Raw genomic sequence first — 25,231 nt, 5'->3', positions numbered from 1 at the left:
AAATATGACTTCTGTACCAGCCGCTGCCACTGCATTAGATTTACTGCCTGTCATGCGGGCATTGCCTGGATTGTACCTGTTTCTCTCCCCTGAGTTTACCATTCTGGAGGCCACAGATGCCTATCTTGCCGCCACCTTGAAAGACCGCTCCATTATTGGCCGGTATCTGTTTGAGGTCTATCCAGATAACCCAGACGCACCAGAGACCAACGGCAGCCTGAACCTGCGCCAGTCTCTGGAGTATGCCCGCACCCACAAAATGCCCCACCGCATGGAAGTACAGCGGTATGATGTGACCAGACCGGCAGAACAGGGCGGCGGTTTTGAGGAAAAATACTGGCAACCGCTTAACACCCCCGTACTAGATGCCGCCGGCGAAGAGGTTCTGTACCTGATTCACCAGGTAGAAGACGTAACCCAGAAACACAAACTTCTGAACGCCCAGGAACAGATTGCGCAGGAAAACCTGGAGCGGTTTGAGTTAATTGCCAAGGCCACCAATGATGTGATCTGGGACTGGAACCTGCTAAATGACACCATCTGGTGGAATGACGGCTTTAAAACCACCTTCGGCTATAAGGAAGAAGACATTGAGAAGGACATCAACTCCTGGTACGGCCGCATTCACCCAGATGACGCCGAGCGGGTGGTCCAAAGCATTCACGCAGTTATTGACCACGGCGGCACCCACTGGCAGGATGAGTACAGCTTTAGGCGGGCAGACGGCACGTATGCTGATATTTTTGACCGCGGCATAGTGGCAAGAGATGAAACCGGTAAGCCTGTCCGGATGATTGGCGCCATGCTGGACATCACTGAGAAGAACCGGTATGCCGCTGATTTAAAAGCCAGTGAACAGCAGGTAAAAGCCATCTTAGAGGGTATTCCTGAAATTGCATGGGTGGCACAAGCTGACGGGTATATTTATTATTACAACAAAGCCTGGTACCAGTACACGGGCAACCAGAGCCCAGATCAAGGCTGGGGCCACATTCTACACCCAGATGATTTAGATGCCACCGTGTCCAGGTGGGCGCATGCGCTGGCAACCGGGGAGAACTATGTCAATGAGGCCCGGCTAAGGCGGGCCCAGGACGGGCAGTACCGCTGGTTCACCATGTTGGCTACCCCGCTACAGGATGCCGCTGGCAATATACAGGCCTGGATAGGCGTAGACACAGACATACAGGAGCAGAAAGACATACAGCAGAACCTACGGGAGCGGGATGAATACGTGCAGCGCATGCTGGCGCAGGCGCCTGTGCAGTTTGCGGTGATCAAGGGAGAACAATGGACCGTTGACTTTGCCACCCCTAATTTTAAGCTGTTGGTGGGCGGCCGTGATATTGTGGGCAAACCGTACAAAGAAGCGCTTCCAGAACTACAGGAGCAGGGAATCTTTGACATTATGCAGCAGGTCTACTCCACAGGCAGGCTGTACCGCGGCAACGAGCAACCCATCTATCTGGACCGCAACGGCAGCGGCACCCTGGAACTGGGGTACTTTGACTACATCTACCAGCCTCTTTTCAGCCCAGACAGCCAGGTAGAAGGCGTTATGATTCTGGTGGTGGAGGTCACGGAGCGGGTACTGGCCAAGCAGGAGACTGAAAAACTCACTGACGCCCTCCAGTCTTCCTATGACCGTATCAAGAAAATTCTGGACGCACTGCCGCACATGACCTTTACCGCCCGCCCAGACGGGTACATTGACTACTACAGCCAACGGTGGTACAGTTTTTTGGGGGGCTCCCAAAAAGAGCTTATTGGCTGGCGCTGGGAAGATTACGTGCACCCAGAAGATTGGGAAGCCACCATTGCCAGCTGGCGGCGCTCACTGGCAACCGGCCATGATTTTGCCATAGAAAACAGGTGGTTCTCTGTAGAAGAAGGCGGCTACCGGTGGTATCTGGTGAGGGCGGTGCCCGTACGGGATGAAGAAGGCCACATTACCATGTGGGTAGGTTCCAACACAGACATACATGACCAGAAACAGATGCTGCTGGCGCTGCAGGAAAGCACTGAGCATTTCCGGTTCCTGGCAGACAGTATGCCTCAGCTGGTCTGGACCACAGACCCGCACGGGTTCCATGACTACTTCAACCAGCGCTGGGTAGACTATACCGGCTATGATGTTGAAGCCAGCAAAGGCACCCAAATGTGGAACAACCTGCTGCACCCTGAAGATCAGGAGCGGGCGTTTGCCCGGTGGCGGTATTCTCTGGAAACCGGAGAACCCTACCAGGTAGAATACAGGTTCAGACGGGCCTCAGACGGGGAATGGCGCTGGTTCTTAGGCCGGGCCCTTCCTATGCGTGATGCAGAGGGCAACATTCTCCGGTGGTTTGGCACCTGTACAGACATTGAGGAGCAGAAGCGGGATGAGGAGCTCATGGCCCAGACCAACCGGGAGCTGCGTAGCATCAATGAAGACCTGGACAGCTTTGTGTACACGGCTTCGCATGACCTCAAGCTGCCTATCATCAACATGGCGGGCATCTTTAAAGAGCTCACCAAAAGCGCCACATTCCATGACCCGGATGCAGAGCTGCTGATTGGCATGTTTGACAAGGCCCTGAACCAGATCAACGCCACCATCTCTGACCTGGCTGAGATTGTAAAGGTGCAGAAGAACATCAACGCCCACCGTGATGAAATTGAGCTGCATGACCTGCTAGACGAAGTCACCCTCAGCATCAAAGACATGGTGAAAGAGTCACAGGCGCAGATTTACGTAGATTTTAAAGAGGTTCCCCAGGTCATCTTTTCCCGGGTAAACCTGAAAAGCATCTTATACAACCTGATCAGCAACGCCATTAAATACCGCTCACCGGAGCGCCCCCCTGTTGTGCACCTTAAAACAGACAGACAAGGTGATTTCATCAGGCTCACCGTTCAGGACAACGGGCTGGGCATTGATCTGGAGAAGTACGGCAGCAAAGTGTTCCAGATGTTCAAACGGTTCCATAACCACGTGGCGGGTTCAGGCCTTGGCCTCTACATCATTAACCGCATTGTACAGAAAAACGGCGGCTACATTGAGTTGCAGAGCGAGGTGGGCAAAGGGACTACCTTCCAGATCTACATGAAAGAAGCGTCTGAACCCTTGGGGGAAGAATAAACGCCTCGCTCTGTAGAGAGCAGGTGTACATGTGTCTTCTGCGCGGCAAACGGGCCGCAAAAGAACCTGACCTGGCGGTTGCCTCGCCCCATAGCGCCGCTTTGCTGCCCTAAAAACACTGGAGAAGAACCTTTGGCTCCCCGTTTTGGCCTGCAAAGGCAAAAGTTGAACAAGCTCTAAAACAAAAGGCCGCTGGTGCACCACCAACGGCCTTTTGCGGCATGCCCGCCGGGGCACTATTTCCTTTAACAGAAGCAGGAACCTTTACAGGCAGCTACTTTTCTCTGAGACTGGGGAATACCAAGATACACTCCAGCCTTTCAGGCAGAACCAGGGGCTGCTCAGGCAGCCGGGGCAACGGGTACCTCCTGCTGCGGGGCCCAGGTTTGCCCTTGCACCGAAACAGGTGCGGCAGATCTTACTGCTGCGTGCGCAAAACCAGAGACTACCAGAAAAAACAGCAGGAATATGCCCAGCAGAGGTAGATATCTTTTCATAAAAACAGGAAAATCAGGTTATTTCTCCCTCATACTGGTTTGGTTAAGAAAGGTTTGGCGGCAACTCCTGTTTTTAAGCTGTTTTCAAAAAAATACGTACAAAACGCACCTCCCCGCCTCCCTTGCTTAACCCTCTGCCTAGGCTATCGTACATTCTACTACGCCGGTTCCAGTGCGGAGCGGGCACAGAGAAAACCTTAACCCATACTGACATGCAGAATAATAAGAGCAATCACACCTCTCCTGACCTAGGCAAAGAGACGGAGAACCACCAGATAGGCCGTGAGCTGTACAACCGTGACCAGCAGCACCGCCAACCAAACCAACGCGCCCAGGGCAACGACTGGAACAACGGCAATAATTTCCATACCGGCTACAGCAACCAGAGCCGCAGCCACTTTCCGGAAGACACGCACCAGCGCACCACCAACGCAGACTGGGGCGGAAGCCGTGACAAACACTACGGTGACCGGGAGTACAGCACTTACCGCAACCCCAACAACCTGAACTACGGGGACGGCCGCGGCCACAGCTCCCGCTCGGGGCTTGAGAACAACCAGCAGCCGGGCAACCGCAGCCAGCAGAACTACAGCGGCAACCAGTATAGCAGCAACAACCAGCACACGCACTTCTCCCCCTACGGAGACGGCCGCGGCAACTACTCTGCGCGCCAGGACTCCTACGGCCAGGGCCGGGGCAATGACCGTGTCCACTCAGAAGACCAGCTTTCGCGGCAGCGCCGCCTTGATGACTCCAATGAAAACTACTACCGCGGCGGGTACATGGACTCCCGGGGCGTGCGCCAGGAGCTGCCCAACCCAGACAGCAACCCGTACAATGAGTACCCAGGGTCACGCAGCCGCTTTAAAGATGATGACTACCGCTACGGCTCCGGCAACCACACCTGGTATGAGGAGCGCCGCTATACCGCCAATGACGGCCGCAGCCGTGACCGGGACAAAGGCGCCATCTTAGGCGAAATGGGCGAAGGCGTAAGAGAGGCCTGGCAAGACATGAAGCAGGGCGCCCAGAACCTCTGGAACCGGTCTACCGGCAACCGCCATGACAATGACCAGTCAGCTGACCGCCGCAGTGGCAACCGCCATGACTATGAGTACCGTGACCGCCGTGACCGCGGCAATGAAAGCGGCCCGCGCTGGTCAGATGAAACAGACTCAGGAGATGACTCCTTCTTTTACAGTGGCAACCGCAACCCGCGCTACTACTAGTAGCACGGCCAAAGCGACAACAAGATGAAAACCATTATGATTGCAATGCTCCTGACCGGCCTGGCCGGCGCCATCTTGCTCCTCAGGCTTCTACCCCCGCCAGAGGAGCCTGGCCATGAGCCGCTACTTGCCCCATAAAACACCTTCTTGAGAAGCCGGAACTTTTTAGCTCCGGCTTCTTTTGTTAAGAACAGAGACATTCCCCTTTTGAAACGGGGCAGCCCCCAACCGCTGTGGCAGGAATGAAGGGCTTGTCAGATTGCCCAACCTTCCTTTCAGCAAAGCAGGAAGGCACGGTTCTGTAGAAAGGGTTCTGTTTGTCATCTGCGCCCAGGCTTGGCCGTTTTTTGTTTTTGGCCTGTTTTCAGGAAAACAGGCCAAAAACAGAACGGGTGCGGGTGTTCTTTCGGCCTGCGGCCGAAACAAACTTCACCTAACGTGCCTGGTCTATTTTAGAAACTTATTGCACAGAGAATACCCCATGCTCCCTGACCTGCTCACCCAGATACGCGCCTGCCAGATCTGCGCCGCCCAACTGCCCCATGCGCCCCGGCCGGTGCTCAGGGCGTCTGAGACGGCTACGCTCATGATTGTGGGGCAGGCGCCGGGCACCAAAGTACACGCCACCGGCATTCCCTGGAACGACCAGAGCGGCAAACGCCTCAGGCAGTGGCTGGGGCTCACGCCCCAGGAATTCTATGACGAGCGCAAAATTGCCATTGTGCCCACCGGCTTCTGTTTTCCGGGCACCGGTAAGAACGGAGACTTACCGCCCCGCCCTGAGTGTTTCCGGCATTGGCACCCGCAGCTACTGCCCTTGCTGCCCAACATCCGGCTCACGCTGCTCATAGGCGCTTATGCGCAGCAGGCGTTTTTAGGCACCAGGGCCAAGGCCAACCTCACAGAGACGGTGGCCGCCTGGCAGGAGTACCTGCCAACGTACCTTCCGCTGCCCCACCCCTCGCCCAGAAACATGGCCTGGTTCAAGCGGCACCCCATGTTTGAGCGCGAAGTGGTGCCTGCCCTGCAGGAGATGGTGCAGGCGGTCTTGCCCCAGTAGTAGATGGCCGCTTGCCGTTTTTTGCCTATTTTCACGAAAACAGGTCAAAAACAGATGTCCCTCTCCTTTCAGAGCAAACTGCCTCACGTGGGCACCACCATTTTCTCTACCATGAGCCAGCTGGCGCAGCAGCACGGTGCCATCAACCTGTCACAGGGTTTCCCAGACTTCCACTGCCCGCCAGCATTGGTGGAGCTGGTTTCTGAGGCCATGCGCCAGGGGCACAACCAGTATGCGCCCAGCCACGGCATAGCCCTGCTGAGGCAGCAGATAAGCCGCAAGACTGAGTGGCTGTATGGCCACCGTGCCAACCCAGACACAGAGGTTACCGTCACCTCCGGGGCCACAGAGGCGCTGTTTGCCGCTATTGCCGCCGTGGTACACCCGGGAGACGAGGTGCTGGTGCAGGAGCCTTGTTATGACTCGTATGTGCCGGCTATTGAGCTGAGCGGCGGGGTGCCCGTTTTTGTGCCCCTCACCTTTCCTGACTATTCTGTTGACTGGCAGCTGGTAGAGGAGAAACTATCTGCCAAGACCCGCCTGCTGATCATCAACTCGCCGCACAACCCCAGCGGGGCGGTATGGCAAAGAGCAGACCTGGAGGCGTTGGCAAAACTGGCAGACCAGTACCCGTTCCTGATTCTGAGCGATGAGGTGTATGAGCACATGGTGTTTGACGGGCAGCCGCACCAGAGCCTGCTCACGGTTCCGGCGTTGGCTGAGCGGGCGTTTGTGGTCTCGTCCTTCGGGAAAACCTACCACACCACCGGTTGGAAGGTGGGCTACTGCCTTGCGCCCGCGGCCTTGACGGTTGAGTTCAGAAAAGTACACCAGTACCTCACCTTCAGCACCGCCACGCCCTTTCAGCACGCCATTGCCGCTTTTCTGGAGCAGCAGGAGCACTATCTGGCGCTGCCGCAGTTCTACCAGCAGAAGCGGGACTTGTTCAGGGAGCTGCTGCGGCCCTCCAAATTTGACCTGCTCCCCTGCGCCGGCACGTACTTTCAGTTGGCGCGCTATGACCAGCTCTCTGATCTGCCAGACGTAGATTTCTCCCAGTGGCTCACCAGAGAAGCGGGCGTGGCCGTGATCCCGGTCTCCGTGTTCCACCATGACGGCCAAGACCACCGCGTAATCAGGTTCTGCTTTGCCAAGAAGGAGGAGACACTGCGCGCGGCGGCAGAGCGGCTGTGCCGGTTGTAAGAGAGTTCTGAGTTCTGAGTCTTGAGTTCAGCGCCCTTAGTCTGTTTTCGGCCTGTTTTTGGGAAATCAGGCTGAAAACAGGCAGATTCCACTGGCCTTGTAGAACCTTAAGCCCCTACTATGCCCAGTGGAAACCCTTGGCTACCACTCTGCACAGAATAAATACCGCAGGGGGCAGGCGCTTGTGGTTGCCCTTGTAGGTTTTTCACCGTTAGAACAACCCCAAGGGCCTGCCCCTGCTGGCCTCAATTTCTGTTTTGGGGCTGTTTTTCTGAAAACAGCCCCAAAACAGAAACCTTCTACAACAGTTTCTCAGCCACCTCCCGCCAGGAGTTCACGCGCTCAAACTCCAGAATGTTCACGTTGTGGGTAGAGGTGAAGAGCAGTTTCCTTTCCCCTGAGAAGGTGATCAGGTTTTTGGCCCGGTCGTCAATCATGATGTCAGCGCCAATAATGCTTTTGTCACCGCAGAGCACCATGTTCTTCCAGCTAATGAACGGGAAGTGGTCATGCAGCCAGTCAAACTTGTCAATGAGTGAATTTCTGAACTCCATGCCGGCGCTTACTATGAACACCTCATATTTCTCCGTGAGGGCTTTGATGACTTCCTGGCTGTCTGGGATCACCTTCAGGTCCCTGAAGAAACCTTCGGCGTTGATGTACTCCCACACCTTGTCTTTGTGCTCCTCTGGCACAGCCTCGTAGACCTCCTTGCCATGCAGTGCCTCCAGGGTGAGTTCCAGGGCGCAGTCGCGGTTGTAGAGCTCAATGAATTTATCAATAGGGTCAGCCATGACCTCATCCATGTCAATGGCAATTTTTTTCTTCTGGTACTCCATGCGGCTGTATTTCGGTTTTGAGAAAGTCCCTACCTTTATCGGGATTGAAGTCAGTAAGTTACCTTTTCTACTCAAAACCAGTAAATCATAATTCCCAATTCCTAATTCTCAATTAATTAAAATGGCTGACCTGCGCGTTACCCTTATCCAAAGCGACCTGCACTGGCATGATGCCGCCGCCAACCGGGCAAAGCTCCAGCAGAAAATAGAGGAGGTGCCTGGCAGTGACCTGATTGTTTTGCCAGAGATGTTTACCACGGGCTTCAGCATGGAGGCACCGGCCTTGGCCGAACCCATGGGCGGGGAGTCTGTGAACTGGATGCGCCTCATGGCCAGGCAGAAAAACGCGGTGATCATGGGCAGCCTGATCATTGCCGAGCACGGGCACTACTACAACCGCCTGATCTGGATGCGGCCAGACGGCACCCACGCCCAGTATGACAAGCGCCACCTGTTCAGAATGGCCGGCGAATGCGAGGCGTACACCCCCGGCAAAGACCGCCTGCTTGTAGAACTGAACGGCTGGCGCATCTGCCCGTTGGTGTGCTATGACCTGCGGTTCCCGGTTTTCTCCCGCAACACGCCCATTGCCTATGATGTGCTTATCTACATTGCCAGCTGGCCCAGCCGGCGGCGGCTGGCGTGGCAGACGCTCCTGAAAGCCCGCGCCATTGAGAACCTGGCGTTCTGTATTGGCGTGAACCGCGTTGGTCAGGATGGCAACGGCCACACGTATGCCGGTGATTCTGCCGCGTACAACCTTCTGGGGGAGGAACTGGCGCACCATGAGCACGAGGAGGCCACCACCACCGTCACCCTCTCCCGCGCGCACCTGGAGGAAACCCGCCAAAAACTGCCCTGGCATATAGACGCAGATGCGTTTACGCTTTTGTAGCAACGTTTCCAGAATTCCTGTTTTGGAGCCGTTTTCTTAAAAACAGCTCCAAAACAGGAACCAACGCTACGGCTGCACCAAGAGTTTATGGGTGATGGTTTTGCCGTCAGCCAGCACCACCTTTAACAGGTACAGGCCCGCTGGCGTGGCGGCGGTTGAAATCTGGTGCAGCTGGTCAGCGCTGGTTTTCCCCGCCAGAATATTTTGCCCCGCCACGTTGTAGAGCACATAGGTGGCCGCCTGGGGGGTCAGCAATTGGGTGAAGCCCCGGGCAGGGTTAGGGAACAGTTTCAGGCCGGCAAGGGCTGGGGGCTCCTCTCCCAGGCCCAGCGGCTCTTTGATTACTTTCAGAAACCGGAGACCACCCGCCCGGGTACCAATGAGCACCTCTGGCAACTGATCACTGTTCTGATCCAGATCTCCCACGGCCACGGCGGCGCCTGCCCCAAAAATAGCCGGCTGGTACTGTTGCAGGGCTGGCTGCCAAAGAACGTTGGCCTCTACCGGGAATGCACCGGCCAGGTGTGCGGCAAAGTCTGGGTACACCTTAACCTCCCCGCTGTCATCTGAGGTTAGCAGATCAGCCTTGCCGTCTTTGTTCAGGTCAGCCACCTGCACCTGTAGCCGGCCATACACGCTGCTGCCGTCCAGCCCACCCAAGGCCTCTGTCACCAATGACCAGGCGGGGGCGGTGTTGCTGCCCGTGTTCCGGTAGTAATGCAGTGCCCCAGACGCTCTTCCTATCAATAAATCCACTGTCCCGTCCTGGTTGACATCTGTGAGGTAGGGGCTGTCTCCCCTGAAGAACAGGACTCCGGTGATGGTGCCCTCCTGCTGCCGGGAGAATTGAGCGGGCTGCCCCGCGGCGGCCTGGTTCAGGAGGTACTTCAGCTCTACCCGGGAGGTGGTGTTGTTGTAAATGCTCCACACCAGGTCAACGGCACCGTCTTTGTTCAGATCCAGCAGTTGGGGTTTGAGGGCCTGCTGACCAAGCACAGAGAAAGACAGGTAATCTATGGCCTCCTCCTCAAAAACCGGTTGTTGTCTGGTGCCTTTGTTCTTGTAAAAAGTGAGGGTAGCGGCATAGCGGCCATTCTCCAGCACGGCGGTATTGCCAATGAGCAGATCCAAGACCCCGTCTCCGGTGAGATCTGCCAGGGCCGGGGCCGCGCCTTCCCCTACGTCTATCATCTGGTTTTGCAGGAACGGCTGCTTGGGGGCCTGAAATCTGGGTGCCTGGGCGGTCCCGGTGTTGGCGTATACCCAAACCGAGTTCTTCAGGTCTACATTCTGGTGGGAGTTGCTGGTCGCATTGGGGGCCACCACCAGATCTGGCACGCCGTCAAAGGTGACATCCAGGTAATAGGCCGCCGGGAAAACGCTGAACTGGTTCCCGGTGATGTCTGGCGGAAGGTTATAGTCAGCGCTGGAGAGTTTGGGGAGCAGGTTTGTACCGGTGTTCAGGAGCGTGACCAGATCAGCGCAGTCATCATGCCCCGCCAGCAGGTCCAGCACGCCATTGCCGTCTACGTCTAGCGGCAGCACGCTGGAACCGCCCACGTGGTGGGACGAAGGACAGCTTTCGCCGCCAAACCGGTAGCTGTTGCAGGAGCCGGCGCAGCGGGTGAGGTTGCCCCAGCGGTTGGTCACCTTGGTGAAGGTGATTTCGGCGCAGCCCAGGTTTTGCTCCACCCGCTGGTTCTGGTAATACTCCAGGGTTCTGCCGCCAGACCACTCCCAGGTAAGAATATCCAGGTCCCCGTCCCCGTCCATGTCCACAATGGCGGGCATGTCTTCCGCGCCTACCACAATGTTGCCGTCTCTGTTGTACAGCAGCAGCGGGTGCGTGAGTGAGAAGGTCAGTTTGCCGTGCTGCGCAGACGTGTTGGTGTAGAGTTTGATACCCGCGTTGGTGGCCGTGAACAGGTCTGGGGCGCCGTCACAGTTGAAGTCCCGCAGCAGGGCAAAATAGATCAGATCGCGGGGAAAGGCGGCGGCATACTGCGGCGCGAACTGGTACCGCCACTGCCCGCCCGCCTGCACGGCCAGAAACGTGGAGACGCGCTGGCTGCTCCGGTCAAACACAAACAGGTCTGGCTGCCCGTCCAGATTCAGGTCTATGTGGGAGAACTGGGGGCTGTTCATACCACCCGCCCAGGGCAGCGGCAGGGAGCTCCCCTGCTTCTGCACGGCGGGGCCTGTTACTTCCTGCAGCCGCACGGAGGCTTGGGCCCAGGCAATAGAGGGAGCCAGGGCTATGTAACTTATGAAAAAGGCTAGTACCTTTAATGCACGAATCATTCGTATCTATTGGTTTGACTAAAGTTACAAAACATATGATGGAGCACGTGGCGTCCCTTTATCAAAAATACCTGGAGTGCCGGAAAGTAAGCACAGATTCCAGGGCCGAACAAGACAATACCCTCTTTTTTGCCTTAGACGGCCCCAATTTCAAAGGCAGCCAGTTTGCCCAGGCCGCGTTGGACAAGGGCGCCCGTTACGCGGTGGTGCAAGACCCTACTATTACCGGCCCAAACATCATTCAGGTAGAAAACACGCTGAACACCCTGCAGGCCCTGGCCCTCCACCACCGGCTGTTGCTGCGCATACCTGTTTTGGGCATTACGGGCTCTAACGGGAAAACCACCACCAAAGAGCTCATCAATGCCGTGCTCAGCAAAAAGTTCAACGTGCTCTGCACCAAAGGCAACCTGAACAACCATATTGGGGTGCCGCTCACCTTGTTGGGCATACAGCCGGAGCATGAGCTGGCTATCATTGAGATGGGGGCCAACCACCCCGGCGACATTGCCGAACTCTGCGCTTACGCCCTTCCCACCCACGGCCTCATCACCAACATTGGCAAAGCCCATCTGGAAGGATTTGGTAATCTGGAAGGCGTGGCCCGCACCAAAAGTGAGCTCTACCTGCACCTGGACAAAGCCAACGGCACAGTGTTCGTCAATACCTCTAACGAACACTTGATGAGGATGGTACGCCGCCTAGAAAAGAAAGTCACCTACTACCAGCCCGGCAATGATTATACCGGTGAACTGCTCCAGGCTGCCCCGCAGGTGATGTACCGCGCCGCAGATGGCAAAGAAGTGCACACGCACCTCATGGGTTCCTATAATTTTGAGAACATGATGGCCGCCGCCTGCATTGGCCAGTACTTTGGGGTTCCGCATTCAGACATCAACTCTGCCATTGCCGGTTATGTACCCACCAACAACCGTTCGCAGGTTGTACAGAAAGACACCAACACCATTCTGCTGGACGCCTACAACGCCAACCCTAGCTCTATGGCTCTGTCAGTGGCCAACTTCGCGCAGATGGCGGGTGAGCCCAAAGTAGTGATTCTGGGCGATATGCTGGAACTGGGCCAGGAAAGCGAGGCTGAACACCGGCTTCTGGGCAAGCAGCTAGATCAACTGCCGTTTGCCCAGGTCTTTCTCTGCGGAAAGGAAATGCGCTACGCCGCAGAGGTAAACCCTGGCTTCAGGTATTTTGCAGAGAAAAGTGCGCTGGAGCAGTGGCTGACAGACCACCCGGTACGCAACAGCCACCTGTTGATCAAAGGCTCCCGCGGCATTGGCCTGGAGACGCTGGTGGCGCTGCTGTAACTATTTTACGTTTTGGGGCTGTTTTCTCAAAAACAGCCCCAAAACGCAAACACCTCACCGCATTTAAAGACCTGTGAGGTTTCACCAAAATCTTTGGCAGGCTTCCCTTCCATTTCCTTGTTGCCTCCCGGAAGGTTCCTGGCGGCCAGGGTCAGCCCCTATCTTACATTGCCTTTCCAGCTTGCCAGCCGTTTATTTCAGAATGATTTCTATTGATCCTGTTTTCCGCCTGTTTTTGGGAAAACAGCCCTAAAACAGAAAACCTCACCGTTCTGGTAGAACGGTGAGGTTTAAACTGCCATTGGCAGTGTCACTTAAAACGGCGACTCAAATTGAGCCAAGGTAGGGAGCACTTCGTCCTTCTCAGATACCAGCGGGTTTTCAATTCCCCAGTCAATGCCTAGCGCCGGGTCATTCCAGAGCAGACCGCCCTCAGATTCTTTGTTGTAGTAATTGCTGCACTTGTACTGGAAAACGGTGCCTTCCTCCAGCGCCACAAAACCGTGCGCAAACCCAATGGGCACAAAGAACATATTGTGCTTGTCGGCTTCCAGAAGGCAGGTGGCGTGCTGCCCGTAGGTGGGTGAGCCTTTTCTCAGGTCTACCGCCACGTCCAGCGCCTTCCCAACCACCACGCTTACCAGTTTGGCCTGGGCATAGGGTGGCTTCTGCAAGTGCAGCCCGCGCAACACGCCTTTCTTGGAAATGGAGCGGTTGTCCTGCACAAAAGTGTCTGTGATTCCCGCCTCTGCAAATTGTTTCGCACTGAAGGTTTCCAGAAAGGCGCCGCGGTCATCTGCAAACACCCGCGGGGTGATCTCTATAACGCCGGCTATGGGGTAGGTAGTCACTTGCATGTTTCTCAGTTAATGTTTTGGTGGTAAGCGGTGGCCTATGGTCAACAGAGGCGCTACCGCCTGGATTTATTTTCTGGCCGGTTTGCCGGTAGCGGCCTCAATGGCGGCAAAGTACCGGTCTATCACATATTTCTCGTCAAACTTCTCAAGGGCTAAGCGGCGGCTGTGCTGGCCCAGGGTTTGCAGCTCCTGCTCAGACAGGTTGAGCACCTTCTCCATGTTGGCGGCCAGGTCTGCTCCGTTCCTTACTTCGCAGAGGTAGCCGTTGTAGCCGTCTACCACGGTTTCTTTGCAGCCAGGCACGTTGGTGGTGACAATGGGCTTGGCCAGGGCGGCGGCTTCCAGCAACGTACGCGGCGTACCTTCACGGTAAGACGGGAGCACCACACAGTCTGCCTGGTGCATGACGCCGGCCACGTTGTCTGAGGTGCCCAGGTACTCCAGCCAGCCTTCCTGCGCCCATTGCTCTACCACGGTGCGCTTGATCCCAATATTGCCTTCCTCGTCAATGCCCCCCAGCAGCTGCACCCGCACGGCGGGGTATTTGGCTTTCAGGATCTTGCTCGCCTCTACATACTCTACCAGCCCTTTCTCATACAGCGCCCGTGACACCATCAGGAACACAAACGGGTCCTGGCGCTTGAATTGGGCCGCAGGCTGAAAACGCGTGGTATCAATACCGGAGCCGGGAATCACCTCTGTCACCGACTCGCGCACCAGTTTTCGGCCCAGAAAAAGTTCTTTGTCATCATTGTTCTGAAAGAAGACCTTGGCCGGAAACTGGAACGAGAATTTATACAGCGCCATGGCAATTTTGGAGACCAGGTTCTCTACAATGAACACCGTGCCCAAACCAGACACGTTGTTGATGGTGGGGATGCCCGCCAGTTTGGAGGCAATACTGCCGTAAATATTGGGTTTGATGGTGTACTGCAAGATCACGTCTGGCTTCACCTGCTTATACGCCTTGTAGAAGTTCTGAATCAGCAGCATGTCTTTGAGCGGGTTGGTGCCTTTGCTTTCCATGGGCAAATGCACAAACCGGCAGCCCTCGGCCACCAACTTGGCTGAGTACGCGTCTTCGGGGGCAATGGCCACCACCTCATGCCCCGCCTTCAGCAAGGCTTTGACCAGACTCAGACGGAAATTGAAGATGTTCCAGGACTTGTTGATGACAATGGCAATGCGCATGGGCGTAGTTTAAAAGACAAAGATAGTACAGCCAGTGGGTTAACCCGCACCTATACGCAGAAACTGTGCGGGCATCTGGGCTAGTTTCACCCTTTTGCGTACTTTGCAGCCGTACAAGCCTGTAGCTTATAGTTGGCCTATGACCGCTTACTTTCTTAACACCCACGTACTGGTGGTGATTCTGTTTCTGGTTTTGTTTGTGTTGAAGGCCATCCTGCTCTTCCTGAACAAGCATGACCGGCTGAATAAAATCAGAGCTTCTACCCTGATGCTGGACCTGGTGTTTGGCGTCTTGATTCTGGTGACGGGGGCGTATTTAATTGGCTATAGGGCCTTTTACGGCAGTGGCACTCTGCCCACCTGGCTTCTGGCCAAGGTGGTGCTGGTGCTGGCGGCCATCCCGGTGGGGATAGTGGGGCTCAAGCGGCACAGCAAGGTGCTGACCGCACTGGGGCTCCTGCTCTTTCTGTATGTCTACGGCGTAGCCGAAACTAAAAGCCTGAAAATGCGTCCTGATACAGAAGAGGAGGCCACCGCTCTGCCAGATAGGCAAGCACAGACAGCCGCTATTGCCCAGCCGCAAGCCAAACACCCTATTCTGTCACAGATGCAGGGCACCCAGCTGGAAAACACCAAAGCCATCTACACTCAGCTGTGCGCCACCTGCCACGGCGAAGACGGCCAAAAAGGAGCCAGCGGGGCCGTTGGCCTGCAGCAGAGCTCTCTGAGCCAGGCAGACAGGAAGGCGGTGATTGCCAACGGGCGGGGCCTGATGCCGGGCTTCAGCGCTACCTTGACAGAACAGGAAATAGAAGCACTGGCCTTGTACACCACCCTACTTAAAAAGTAATTTACCACATGAGAAACCAACTCCACGTAACGGCTAAAGAACAGGAGACCGCTGTATTGGTGGCCGTGCCGCAATGGCGCCAGACCGATGAAAAGACAAAGGAGTACCTAGATGAGCTGGCTTTCCTGACCGAGACCGTGGGGGCCAAAACCCTGAAGCGGTTTATCCAGAAGCTAGACAAGCCAGACCTGCGCACCTACGTGGGCAAGGGCAAGCTGGAAGAGATTGTGGCGTATGTGAAGGAGCACAAGGTAGACATGGTCATTTTTGACGATGAGCTTTCGCCCTCCCAGGTGCGCAACCTGGAGCGTGAGCTGCAGGTGAAAATCATAGACCGGAGCCTGCTCATTCTGGACATCTTCGCGCTGCGCGCCCAGACCGCCACCGCCCGGGCGCAGGTAGAAATGGCCCAGTACCAGTACCTGCTGCCCCGCCTGACCAACCTCTGGACCCACTTGTCGCGCCAGCGGGGCGGGGGCGTGGCCATGCGTGGTCCCGGTGAAACCGAGATTGAGACAGACAGACGTATTGTGCGCGAGAAGATCTCGTTGCTCAAAGAGAAACTGGAGAAGTTTGAGAAGCAGAACTTTGAGCAGCGCAAGTCCCGCAGCGGCATTGTGCGCGTGTCACTGGTAGGGTACACCAACGTGGGCAAGTCAACGCTCATGAACCTCATCTCTAAATCAGATGTGTTTGCAGAGAACAAGCTATTTGCCACCGTTGACGCCACGGTGCGCAAGGTGGTGATTGACAACATCCCGTTCCTGCTCTCAGACACGGTAGGGTTCATCAGGAAACTCCCCACCAAGCTTATTGAAAGCTTCAAGTCTACCTTAGACGAGATCAGGGAGTCTGACCTGCTGCTGCACGTGGTAGATGTCTCGCACCCGTCTTTTGAGGAGCACATTGGCGTGGTGAATGAAACCCTGAAAGATATCCAGTCTGCTGAAAAACCAGTGATTCTGGTGTTCAACAAGACCGACCTGTACCTGCAGGAGCGGGAGCAGGAGCTGCAGGAGCACAGCCCCGAGGCCAGGCCAGACATTTCTGACCTGAAGTCTTCTTACATGGCCAAGGAACATACGCCGGCCGTGTTCATCTCAGCGGCCAACCGTACCAACATTGATGAGTTGCGCGAGGTGCTGCTGCAGCATGTCTCTAAAATTCACCTTGAGCGCTACCCCAACAACCAGGCGCCACAGGAGTGGTAGTCTGCTGAGAGTCTGAGGGGCTTTACTTTTCTGTTTTCGGGCTGTTTTTGCCAAAACAGCCCGAAAACAGAAACCTGCCCCACTCCCCGCACCACCTCGCGCTCCTTCCTTTGCGCAGGTTGCAGGTTCTTTAGCGCTGCCAGCCAGGGTGTCTACCGGGTCACCCGCGCCCGGCACCGGGGCAGCAATCTTTTTCCCGCCCGCGGGCGCATCACAGACAGAAGCAGATTCACCTTTTGCAGGCGGCCTGCCGGCCTTGATTCCCTCCCCCACACCCCCTGTTTCCCCGCAAAACTATTTGCCTCTGAATCCAGTAAAGAGGGGGAAGCCGTGTTGCCGTTTTTAGCCTGTTTTTGAGAAAACAGCCCTAAGAGCATGTTTAAATTTGCCTTTTGCGCTGCAAACGGGTATCAAAAGAACCTGACTTTGCTTTTTTCTCGCACCATAGCGCTGCTATGCTGCTCAAAAAACGCTTCGCCAGAACCTTTCGCTCCCCGTTTTCGCTTGCAAAATCAAAATGTAAACAAGCCCTAAAACGCAGTGGCCGCTTATACTTTTTGACGAAGTTTTACATGAAGACGTTATATCTAGTACGGCACGCAAAATCAAGCTGGGAATTTGAGGATCTGAGTGACCATGACCGCCCCCTGAACAAACGCGGCCGCTCAGACGCGCCCCTGATTGGGCAGGAGCTGGCTGACCGGAAGGTGGAGCTGGACCTGATCATTTCCAGTTCAGCGGTACGGGCACTTTCTACTGCTACGCTCCTGGCCAAAGAGCTGGAATTTGAGCCGGAGAAGATTGGGGTGCAGGAAGAACTCTACCGCATTGACGCAGAGTCTCTCCTGCTCTTCATTCAGTCCCTGCCAGATGAGTACAACCGGGTAATGCTGGTGGGCCACAACCCCACGTTCACAGAAATCACCAATCAGCTTTCGCCAGAGAAAACCATTGCCAACCTGCCTACCGCCGGGGTGGCCGCGTTCAGCTTTGACGTGAACTACTGGGGGCAGGCTGGCCCGGACAACGCAAAACTTCTTTTCCTGGACTTCCCTAAAAACTACAGATAGAGTCCGCTTTAGGCGCCGCGCCCACCATACCAGACACCAATGGCAGAAACAGATAAACTACATTCCCTTGACACCTCCTCTTCGGCAGACCCGGACAAGCCAGAGACACCGCTCATCAGCCGGGAGCTGAGCTGGCTTTCATTTAACTACCGGGTGCTGCAAGAAGCCAAAGACCCGCGCGTTCCTTTGCTGGAGCGCCTCAAGTTCATGGCCATCTTCTCCTCTAACCTGGATGAGTACTTTAAAGTGCGGGTGGCCACCATGCGCCGCCTGGTAAAGCTGAAAAAGAAGACCCGCGAGAAACTCAGGGAAGACCCGGCCCAGGAACTGGACAAGATTCTGGCCGAAGTAAGCCGGCAGCAGAAGGAGTTTGGGCAGGTGTTCAGAAATGAGCTGATCCCGGAGCTCAAGAAGGAGCACATTCACCTGATCAATGAGCAGGAGTGCCATGACCGGCAACGGGAAACGGCGCTCGCCTATTTTCAGAGAACTGTCAAGCCCCTGCTGGTGCCAATTATTTTCAGCTCCAACCCCAGCCCCCTGTTCCTGAAAGACCAGACGGTCTACCTCATGATCAGGCTGGTGCCGCAGCAGGGGCAGCCAGAGCAGTACGCCATTCTGGAACTGCCCACCCAAAAGCACGGCGGGCGGTTTGTAGAACTCCCGGCAGAGCAGGGCGAACAGTATGTCATGATGCTGGATGACGTGATCAGGATTGGCTTGCCAGACCTGTTCCCCGGTTTTGCGCAAGTAGAAGCCTTCGCCCTCAAACTTTCACGGGACGCCGAGCTGGACATTGAGGAGGAAGTCTCAGGCAACCTGATGGCCAAGATCAAAAAGAGCCTGAAGAAGCGGGAGAAAGGCCACCCCAGCCGGCTGCTCTATGACCCAGAAACGCCAGAAAGCATGTTGCAGGCCCTGCTGGAGCGCATTGGCCTGACCCAGGATGAACTGGTGACCGGCAGCCGCTACCATAACTTCAGGGACTTCTTCGGGTTTCCTGCGTTTGAGCGGGAAGACCTGTATTACCAACCGCAGCCCCCCCTGCCCCACCCGGGCCTGGAGAACGCCCCCAGCCTCTTAGACGCCCTGCAGACCCAGGAGTTTCTGGTGCATTACCCGTACCAGAAGTTTGACTACGCCCTGCGTTTTTTTGACGAAGCCGCCTCAGACCCCAAAGTCACCAGCATTAGCGCTACCCTGTACCGGGTGGCAGACAAGTCAAAGGTAGCCAAGGCCCTGATCAAGGCCGCCGAACACGGCAAACTGGTCACGGTGATTGTAGAGCTGAAAGCCCGCTTTGACGAGGAGTCAAACATCTTCTGGGGCAACAAACTGGAGAAAGCGGGCGCCAATGTGATTTACGGTGTGCCTGACCTCAAAGTGCACAGCAAGATTGGCCTGGTGTCACGGCAGGAAGACGGCCATGCCAAACTCTACGCCTACCTGAGCACCGGCAACTTTAATGAGAAAACCGCAAAACTCTACACAGACCACGCCCTCTTCACCTCAGATGAGCGCCTTACGCAGGAGGTGGCCCAGGTTTTCAACTTTCTGGTAGACGGCCTGCAAGACTACACCTATGAACACCTGCTGGTAGCCCCCCTTACGCTAAGAACACGGTTTGAGGAGCTTATTCAGCGGGAGATGCAGCTGGCGCAGGAAGGCAAACCTGCCTATATGCTCGTCAAGATCAACGCCCTGCAAGACACCCGCATGATTCAGCAGCTGTATGCGGCCAGCCAGGCAGGCGTAAAAATTGAGTTGCTGGTGCGCGGCATCTGCAGCCTCTTACCGGGCATACCCGGCGTGAGCGACAACATCACGGTGCGCAGCATTGTAGACCGCTATCTGGAGCACGGCCGCATCTATGTGTTTGGCAACGGCGGCGAGGAGATAGTCTACATTGCCTCTGCTGACTGGATGAACCGCAACCTGAGCCGCCGGGTAGAAGTGGGGTTCCCGCTTTACAACCCTGCCCTGCGGCAGGAGATCAGGCATCTGCTGGACCTTCAGCGGCAAGACAACCAGAAGGCCCGCAACGCAGACAACACTTACTGGATCTCTGAAGACCCCACCACCACCGTGCGGGCGCAGTACGCCATCTATGACTTTCTGCGGCAGCAAACCGCCGCCGCCGGCTTTGAGGTCCCCCCGGCGGCAGATACCCGCAAATAGTCCCTTTCCGCCCTGCGGATTTCTTTTTTCAACCAGAGCAGAGTGACCGGCACGGTTTCTGTTTTAGGGCTGTTTTTCAAAAAACAGCCCTAAAACAGAAACCGTGCCCACCCAAAAGCAATAAAAAAAAAAACGGCAGGCTCCTGAGCGCCTGCCGTTTTTGCTTTGTTTTCAGGAAAACGGCTCCAAAACAGACCTACCAGCTATTGCTTCAAGAACCGGCGGGGCGGCACCAGGAAGAGCTCTACATTGAAGAAGATGGCATCTTTGATGTGGTTCTCAATTAGTGGGTTGGCCTTCTTGTTCTCGCCGTCATACACGCCAAACTTGTGGTTGTACCGGTAGCCCGTCTCTAACCCGAACCACAGGAAATCATAAATCTCCCGGTCCCATCTAAAGCGGCCCCTGATCTCAGACTTTCGCAGCTCCACGGTTTCATACTGGCTGAACTGGTCATTGTTGATGTTGATGTTGTAGCTGGCCCCTTCAATTTTGTAGCCCAGGTAGAAGAAAGACTTCTCAGAGAAGTTGCGCCTGAAGGTGACATTTGCCGGGAAGATGGCCTCAACCCCCCAGCGGTCATTGAACGTGCGGTTGTACATGAACGCCGGGTAAATGGTCTGCCGCCCAAACGCATACCCCAGTTGCGCGCCCACGCCATAAGACAGGTAGGGGCTCTTTTTCCAGCCATAAATCACCTCCATAGAGGTTCTCAGGTACCGGCTAAAGCTGATCTGGCTGTACTTCCCGTAATCACCGTTCAGCTCGCCTTTCACCCTGAACAGCAACCAATTCTTCTGGTTAATGGGCCGCAGTACAATGAGCTGCCCGTCTAAGGAACGCAGATCTTTGTCTTCCAGGGTATTGTACAGGGGGTAGTCAATGTTGGCGGGTTCTTTGAAGTTGAACTCCTCCAGTTGATAGCCGCCGCCCACCACTACTTTCAGATGCGGCCGGTTCCAGACGGGGGCATAGGCCTTGAATTCAAACTTATTACTTCTGAGCACCTTGGCTTCTGAGTTGCCAATATCGCCCTGCTTGCCTTCAGAGCGCAGGCCAAACCGGGGCAGGGTTTCATAGCGCACAATCACCCCCCGGCTCTTCGCCTGCCCCAGCACAGAGGGGTTGGCCAGCTCCTGCGGGTCATACTGCGCCCGGGCCGCCCTCACTGAGTCAGTGAAAAAACCCTGCCCCTGCACCTCTAGCCCCCAACACCCCAGAACTGCCAATACTGTCAATAACTTTTTCATAAGAGTTTTATGTGTCAGGATAACCGCCCCTCCTTCTTAAAAGAGAAACCCGAAATTGAGGTTGAACAATTTTTCTTCTTCGCCTATGGAATACGTGGCGTTCACCACCGCCTGCTTGAGTACGTCAACCCAGATCCCGCCGCCTACGCCGCGGTGTATTTTGCTGGAGTTTTCGCCGTCATTCCACACCCGGCCGTGGTCTACCAAGCCCATGATGCCAAACTTGCCGGGGAACAGGTACACGTTGAACTTGAAGACCTCTAACCGCACCTCTGTATTCTGGTAGAGCATGCTTCGGCCGGCAAAGCGGGTGCGGCGGTAGCCGCGCAGGTTGGTAAGGCCACCCAGCATGTTGGCCTGGTAGAAGGGGAAGTCACCAATGTTATGGGCACCGCCAACCCGGGCGGCCAGCGTGAGCTGGAACGGGAGCCGCGGCCCTATGTAGAAGATAAACTCAGACCCCAGCCGTCCAAATTTGTGTCTCTGCCCATTCAGCTGGTGGTTGTAGGTAAATTCATTCAGCCACTTTAACCCAATACGGGGGTTGATGGGCGTGCTCACCGCCTGCAGGTCTATAAAGGCCCGCACCCCGGTGAAACGGGCTGTGCCAAACCCTTCTTCTGGCAGCACCTCATCAATGTACCGGTCCTGGGAGTGCTGCACCTGGAACTGGTCATAGAACGGCCCTATGCCCATGCGCACGTAGCGGGTAAAGCTGGTGTTGAGTGACGGGTTGACCATGAGCCGGGCAATGCGCACCCTGTAGAATTCTATGCTCTTGTTTAGGTCCTGCTCTGACTCATTGCCCAGCCCAAAGAAGTTGATCTGGTACTGCGGCCCAAAAACAGCAGCCTTGATGCCTAAGTCCAGGTTGTCATTGAGCACCTGCTTGAATTCGCCGTCATAGCGTATGTTATAGGCGCCGGTGGCGAAGGCATAGTTGGCCCGCAGGTAATGCTCAGAGGCATACGGTGTTTTCCTGAATTTGTGGTTGCGGTACACAGCCCCGCCCCCCAGGAACAGGCCGTCATCTACGTTGTACTCCAGAGACAGGCGCGGCCCAAAGTACGGCAGCTTGTAGTTGTCCCTGTCATACAGGTTCACCTCGGGAAAATCTTCGGTTTTATCTTCGGCCTCGCGGCCGAGGGAAATGGTGTTTTTCTCCCCAGTGAAGTCATAGATCTTGGTTTTGCGCACCCAGCCGCCCACATACGAGCTGTCTCTGATGATGTCTTCGCCGTCACCGCCAATAATTCTGATCATTGGGCTCCGGCCTACGTTTCCCGTCACCTCAATCACATCATCCCCTCCCAGGGCATACAGCCTGATCTCCTCGGTTTCCCTGTTCTGGAACAGGCGCCGGTAAAGTACCTTGCTCACCTCTCCCTCTTTGTTGATCTTGCGCATCACCACCTCGGTCTGGTCATTGCTGAGGCGGCGCACCTCAAACTTCTCGCGTTTGTCACTGCCGGCAATGTCTACATTCTCTGCCAGCTCCAGATAGTACTTCTCAGCTACCTGCGGCAACAGCTCCCGCCGTGATTTGAGCTTGGCAATCATCTCCGGGCCGGAGATGGGGAACACCTCTGCCGGCATCTGCTTTACCGCCTCCTCTATCTCAGCATCTGAGATGGAGCTCTTCATCTCCTGGGCCAGACTGATCCATTCCTCTCTGGTCACGCCAGACAAAAAGGTACGGTCAACGGTGAGGGCGGTCAGGTTCAGGCCTTTGTAGTCTGCATAATCATACCCAAAGTTCTGGAAATTGCGCACGGCCCACCGGCGGCTCACCAGCCACGGAATAAGGCCGTCTGCTTTGAAGAAAGCCACGTCCCGGTCCTCGGGCACCGGCCGGAAGGAGCGGTTGTCTTCGCCTGAGCGGGTTTCTACCCAGCGCCACTGCCCCTCATGCCGGTCCCAGTCGCCAATAAGCATGTCTAACAAACGGGCCCGGGCATATTCTTTTTGCTCCACGCGGTTGTCATGGTCATTGCGAAGCCGCTCCAGCACCTTCTCGGTTCCTACTATGTTGGTGGCGTTGCCCAGGCTGGCCACATCTGCGTGGTCTTCATCTGCGTCTTCCTCTAAGAAAGCCACCGTGTTGCTGAATTCATCCAGGTACTGGCGCAGCCGCGGGTCATTGGGGATGTACACCAACTCCGGGTTGGTGTGGTACACCCCGGCGGCACCTGCCAGCTTAGCCGCCACCAGGGCACCATAGGGGTGCTGCGCAGAAATCTGGTCTTGCAGCAGGTCGCGGGCAAAAGTCTCTTGCAGCGCCACGGGCAGCACGTTGGTAGGGTCTTTGTTCACTGACCGCAGCGAATATTCCCGCCCTTCTTCGTTGCGCAGTTTCAGAGAAGAGGTTTGCTTGCCGCCCCCTTTCTTATAAGGAGTCAAACCACCTTTGGCCGTACCCAGGTCTAGCAGCGGCATAGAGACCTTGGTGCGCCACTCCTGCCGGTAATGTTCCCCCAGCAGACCTCTTTTCACCCCGCCCGCAGCGTACATGGGGTTGGCGGCAATGGTTATGGTGCTGTCTGCGTAATCTTCTTTGGGCATGGCAATCTCTTGCTCCTTTACCACTGTTTTGGCATACATGGGGGTTCGGTAGGCCAGGTAGGCCGGCTCATCATCATCATTCTTGGCCCAGAACTCCACCCAGGCCTCGCCGTTCTTATAGTAGTTGACCCGGGCATAGCCCTGTGACTTGTGGGCGTACAAGGCTTCACCCCCGTTTTTTACGTGCTGGGTTTTACAACCCGCCCCGCTCACAATGTGCGGCAGCTTGCCCTGCTTGAAGTACTGCAGGTTGTGCTCATGGCCGGCGGCATATACAATGTTGTCATACTTCTCAAAGATGCCAAGCAACCCGTTGATAAAGGCCTGGTAGCTTGGGTGCGGAATATCCTGCGCCACCCCACCGTACTTGCGAGACAGCGGATAAATGGACCCAATGACAGGCAGGGGAAGGGCCCACCAGTTCCTGATAATAGTGAGCGGGAAGAGGTGGTCCATTAAGGTAAAGTACCCGCCGTGAATACCGTTACTGAACAAGGGGTGGTGGGCTACCACCAGAATGTTCTTGTCTTTGTTTTTGTCAATGATGTCCTCCAGCTGCACCAGCATGTCTACCTCACTGGCTACTCCGCAAATATTGTCATCCCCGTAGGGCTTCTCATAGGGGTGCAGCCACCAGTGCGAGTCCAGGGCAATGAGCACAATATCATCTTCAATGAGTACCTCAAACGGGCCGGGGCAACCGTTACCGGGTACAAAGAAATCTGTTCCCACCACAATGTTACTGTCTGCCAGGTACTCCTCAACAAAGCGCTCCTCGCGCCGTACCGCGTTCCAGCCGTCTGGGGAGCCGCTGCCCCCGCCCCAGTCATGGTTACCGGGAATCATGTATTTCTCCCCCGGATAACCTTTTAAAATGTCTAACTGCGCCTTCATGCGCTCTTCTGCGGTCTTGCGGTCATAGGCCCCCGGTTCAGGCAGCCCGTTGTGGTAGATGTTATCCCCCAGGTACACTACCGCACTGTTCACCCCCGCCTGGTCTATCTGTGATTTCAGGTGCATCAAAGTGGGGTCAGGCTTGTCTGTGAGAGGAGCACCCGCATCTCCAATCAGAAACACACTATATGCAATTTCAGAGGTGTCTTTAGGTACTTGCTGCTGCCAGTCTTGGGCAGTGCGGGCGTAATAGGGCTTTGACGTTGTACATGCCTGCAAAAGGCAAAACAAAACGAGCGGGGCAATTAAAAGGCTGTAATAGTTTTTCATGTAGAAAACCTGCAAAACTCAATGGTACCGGTTCTGTACCCGTGAGCGTGGTTGTGTAGTCAGCTGTAGTGAAATTGGTACTTATACGAAGCCAGCCCTTCAGGGATAGTCTATCCTTCTATAAAATAGCAGCAGTAGAATATATTTATTCCATAATAAAGCCCATAGGTTCTTCCGGACCTGGGCTCTACCTTGATGGGCACCTCCCCGCCCGCCTCTCAGCGTGCCCGTTTCCCACTTCTGTTTTGGGGGTGTTTTCTGAAAAACAGCCCCAAAACAGAAAGCGTTGCCTTTGGCCCTACACCTGCGCCCACTTTCCAGGGCATTGCCTGCTGCCTGATTCGTGCTAACCTTCACGGCTGATTTCGCGT

Annotated in this window: 16 protein-coding genes; 10 read left to right on the top strand and 6 right to left on the bottom strand. The window is 55.6% G+C overall.

What is annotated here, in order from left to right:
• Positions 1–4 precede the first annotated feature (4 nt).
• The 4 genes from FHS90_RS14695 to FHS90_RS14680 all read left to right on the top strand — a co-directional run bounded on the left by FHS90_RS14695 (position 5) and on the right by FHS90_RS14680 (position 7,110).
• The gene (locus FHS90_RS14695) at positions 5–3,121 is read left to right on the top strand and encodes a PAS domain-containing sensor histidine kinase (RefSeq protein ID WP_182513618.1); all 3,117 of its coding nucleotides are present in this window, start codon (positions 5–7) and stop codon (positions 3,119–3,121) included.
• Between the two features lie 709 nt (positions 3,122–3,830).
• Positions 3,831–4,847, top strand: coding sequence for a hypothetical protein (locus FHS90_RS14690; protein ID WP_182513617.1), 1,017 nt, complete (start codon positions 3,831–3,833; stop codon positions 4,845–4,847).
• Between the two features lie 481 nt (positions 4,848–5,328).
• Positions 5,329–5,907: a uracil-DNA glycosylase family protein gene (locus FHS90_RS14685; protein WP_182513616.1), complete on the top strand. Its 579-nt coding sequence runs from the start codon at positions 5,329–5,331 to the stop codon at positions 5,905–5,907.
• Positions 5,908–5,961: 54 nt separating this feature from the next.
• Complete coding sequence (locus FHS90_RS14680) at positions 5,962–7,110, top strand: pyridoxal phosphate-dependent aminotransferase (RefSeq protein ID WP_182513615.1); 1,149 nt, start codon at positions 5,962–5,964, stop codon at positions 7,108–7,110.
• 299 nt (positions 7,111–7,409) lie between these two features.
• On the opposite strand, the gene FHS90_RS14675 is transcribed toward FHS90_RS14680, so the two are convergent.
• Positions 7,410–7,949, bottom strand: coding sequence for a 5' nucleotidase, NT5C type (locus FHS90_RS14675; RefSeq protein WP_066834871.1), 540 nt, complete (start codon positions 7,947–7,949; stop codon positions 7,410–7,412).
• A gap of 121 nt (positions 7,950–8,070) precedes the next feature.
• Here FHS90_RS14675 and FHS90_RS14670 point away from each other — a divergent pair, with 121 nt between their 5' ends.
• Positions 8,071–8,844, top strand: a complete 774-nt coding sequence (locus FHS90_RS14670) for an amidohydrolase (RefSeq protein ID WP_182513614.1) — start codon at positions 8,071–8,073, stop codon at positions 8,842–8,844.
• A 66-nt stretch (positions 8,845–8,910) separates the two neighbouring features.
• Here the strand turns inward: FHS90_RS14670 and FHS90_RS14665 are convergent, their stop codons facing one another.
• A complete protein-coding gene (locus tag FHS90_RS14665) occupies positions 8,911–11,145 on the bottom strand; it encodes a T9SS type A sorting domain-containing protein (protein WP_182513613.1) in 2,235 nt (744 codons plus the stop codon).
• A gap of 35 nt (positions 11,146–11,180) precedes the next feature.
• Between FHS90_RS14665 and FHS90_RS14660 the strand changes: the two genes are divergently transcribed.
• Positions 11,181–12,467, top strand: coding sequence for a UDP-N-acetylmuramoyl-tripeptide--D-alanyl-D-alanine ligase (locus FHS90_RS14660; RefSeq protein WP_343049723.1), 1,287 nt, complete (start codon positions 11,181–11,183; stop codon positions 12,465–12,467).
• Positions 12,468–12,781: 314 nt separating this feature from the next.
• Here FHS90_RS14660 and rfbC read toward each other — a convergent pair whose 3' ends face one another.
• Both rfbC and FHS90_RS14650 read right to left on the bottom strand, forming a co-directional pair.
• Positions 12,782–13,324 (bottom strand): dTDP-4-dehydrorhamnose 3,5-epimerase, encoded by a 543-nt coding sequence (gene rfbC / locus FHS90_RS14655; protein WP_066834877.1) that lies wholly within the window; start codon positions 13,322–13,324, stop codon positions 12,782–12,784.
• 66 nt (positions 13,325–13,390) lie between these two features.
• Entirely contained in the window at positions 13,391–14,515 is a 1,125-nt protein-coding gene (locus FHS90_RS14650; protein WP_182513612.1) for a glycosyltransferase family 4 protein, read from the bottom strand.
• A gap of 139 nt (positions 14,516–14,654) precedes the next feature.
• Between FHS90_RS14650 and FHS90_RS14645 the strand changes: the two genes are divergently transcribed.
• From FHS90_RS14645 to ppk1, 4 genes are all read left to right on the top strand, one after another.
• A complete protein-coding gene (locus tag FHS90_RS14645) occupies positions 14,655–15,365 on the top strand; it encodes a SirB2 family protein (RefSeq protein ID WP_182513611.1) in 711 nt (236 codons plus the stop codon).
• Positions 15,366–15,373: 8 nt separating this feature from the next.
• Positions 15,374–16,576, top strand: a complete 1,203-nt coding sequence (gene hflX, locus FHS90_RS14640; RefSeq protein ID WP_182513610.1) for a GTPase HflX — start codon at positions 15,374–15,376, stop codon at positions 16,574–16,576.
• Positions 16,577–17,148: 572 nt separating this feature from the next.
• Positions 17,149–17,646, top strand: a complete 498-nt coding sequence (locus tag FHS90_RS14635) for a SixA phosphatase family protein (RefSeq protein ID WP_066834886.1) — start codon at positions 17,149–17,151, stop codon at positions 17,644–17,646.
• A 39-nt stretch (positions 17,647–17,685) separates the two neighbouring features.
• Complete coding sequence (gene ppk1 / locus FHS90_RS14630; RefSeq protein ID WP_182513609.1) at positions 17,686–19,824, top strand: polyphosphate kinase 1; 2,139 nt, start codon at positions 17,686–17,688, stop codon at positions 19,822–19,824.
• A gap of 203 nt (positions 19,825–20,027) precedes the next feature.
• Here the strand turns inward: ppk1 and FHS90_RS14625 are convergent, their stop codons facing one another.
• Positions 20,028–21,074, bottom strand: coding sequence for a DUF6268 family outer membrane beta-barrel protein (locus tag FHS90_RS14625; protein ID WP_182513608.1), 1,047 nt, complete (start codon positions 21,072–21,074; stop codon positions 20,028–20,030).
• Positions 21,075–21,110: 36 nt separating this feature from the next.
• Entirely contained in the window at positions 21,111–24,860 is a 3,750-nt protein-coding gene (locus tag FHS90_RS14620; RefSeq protein WP_182513607.1) for a metallophosphoesterase, read from the bottom strand.
• Between the last annotated feature and the right edge of the window lie 371 nt (positions 24,861–25,231).

This window comes from Rufibacter ruber, assembly GCF_014138425.1.
GTDB classification, from domain to species: domain Bacteria; phylum Bacteroidota; class Bacteroidia; order Cytophagales; family Hymenobacteraceae; genus Nibribacter; species Nibribacter ruber_C.
The sequence above is the reverse complement of the archived record's forward strand: the minus strand, read 5'-3'. Positions and strand labels throughout refer to the sequence as shown.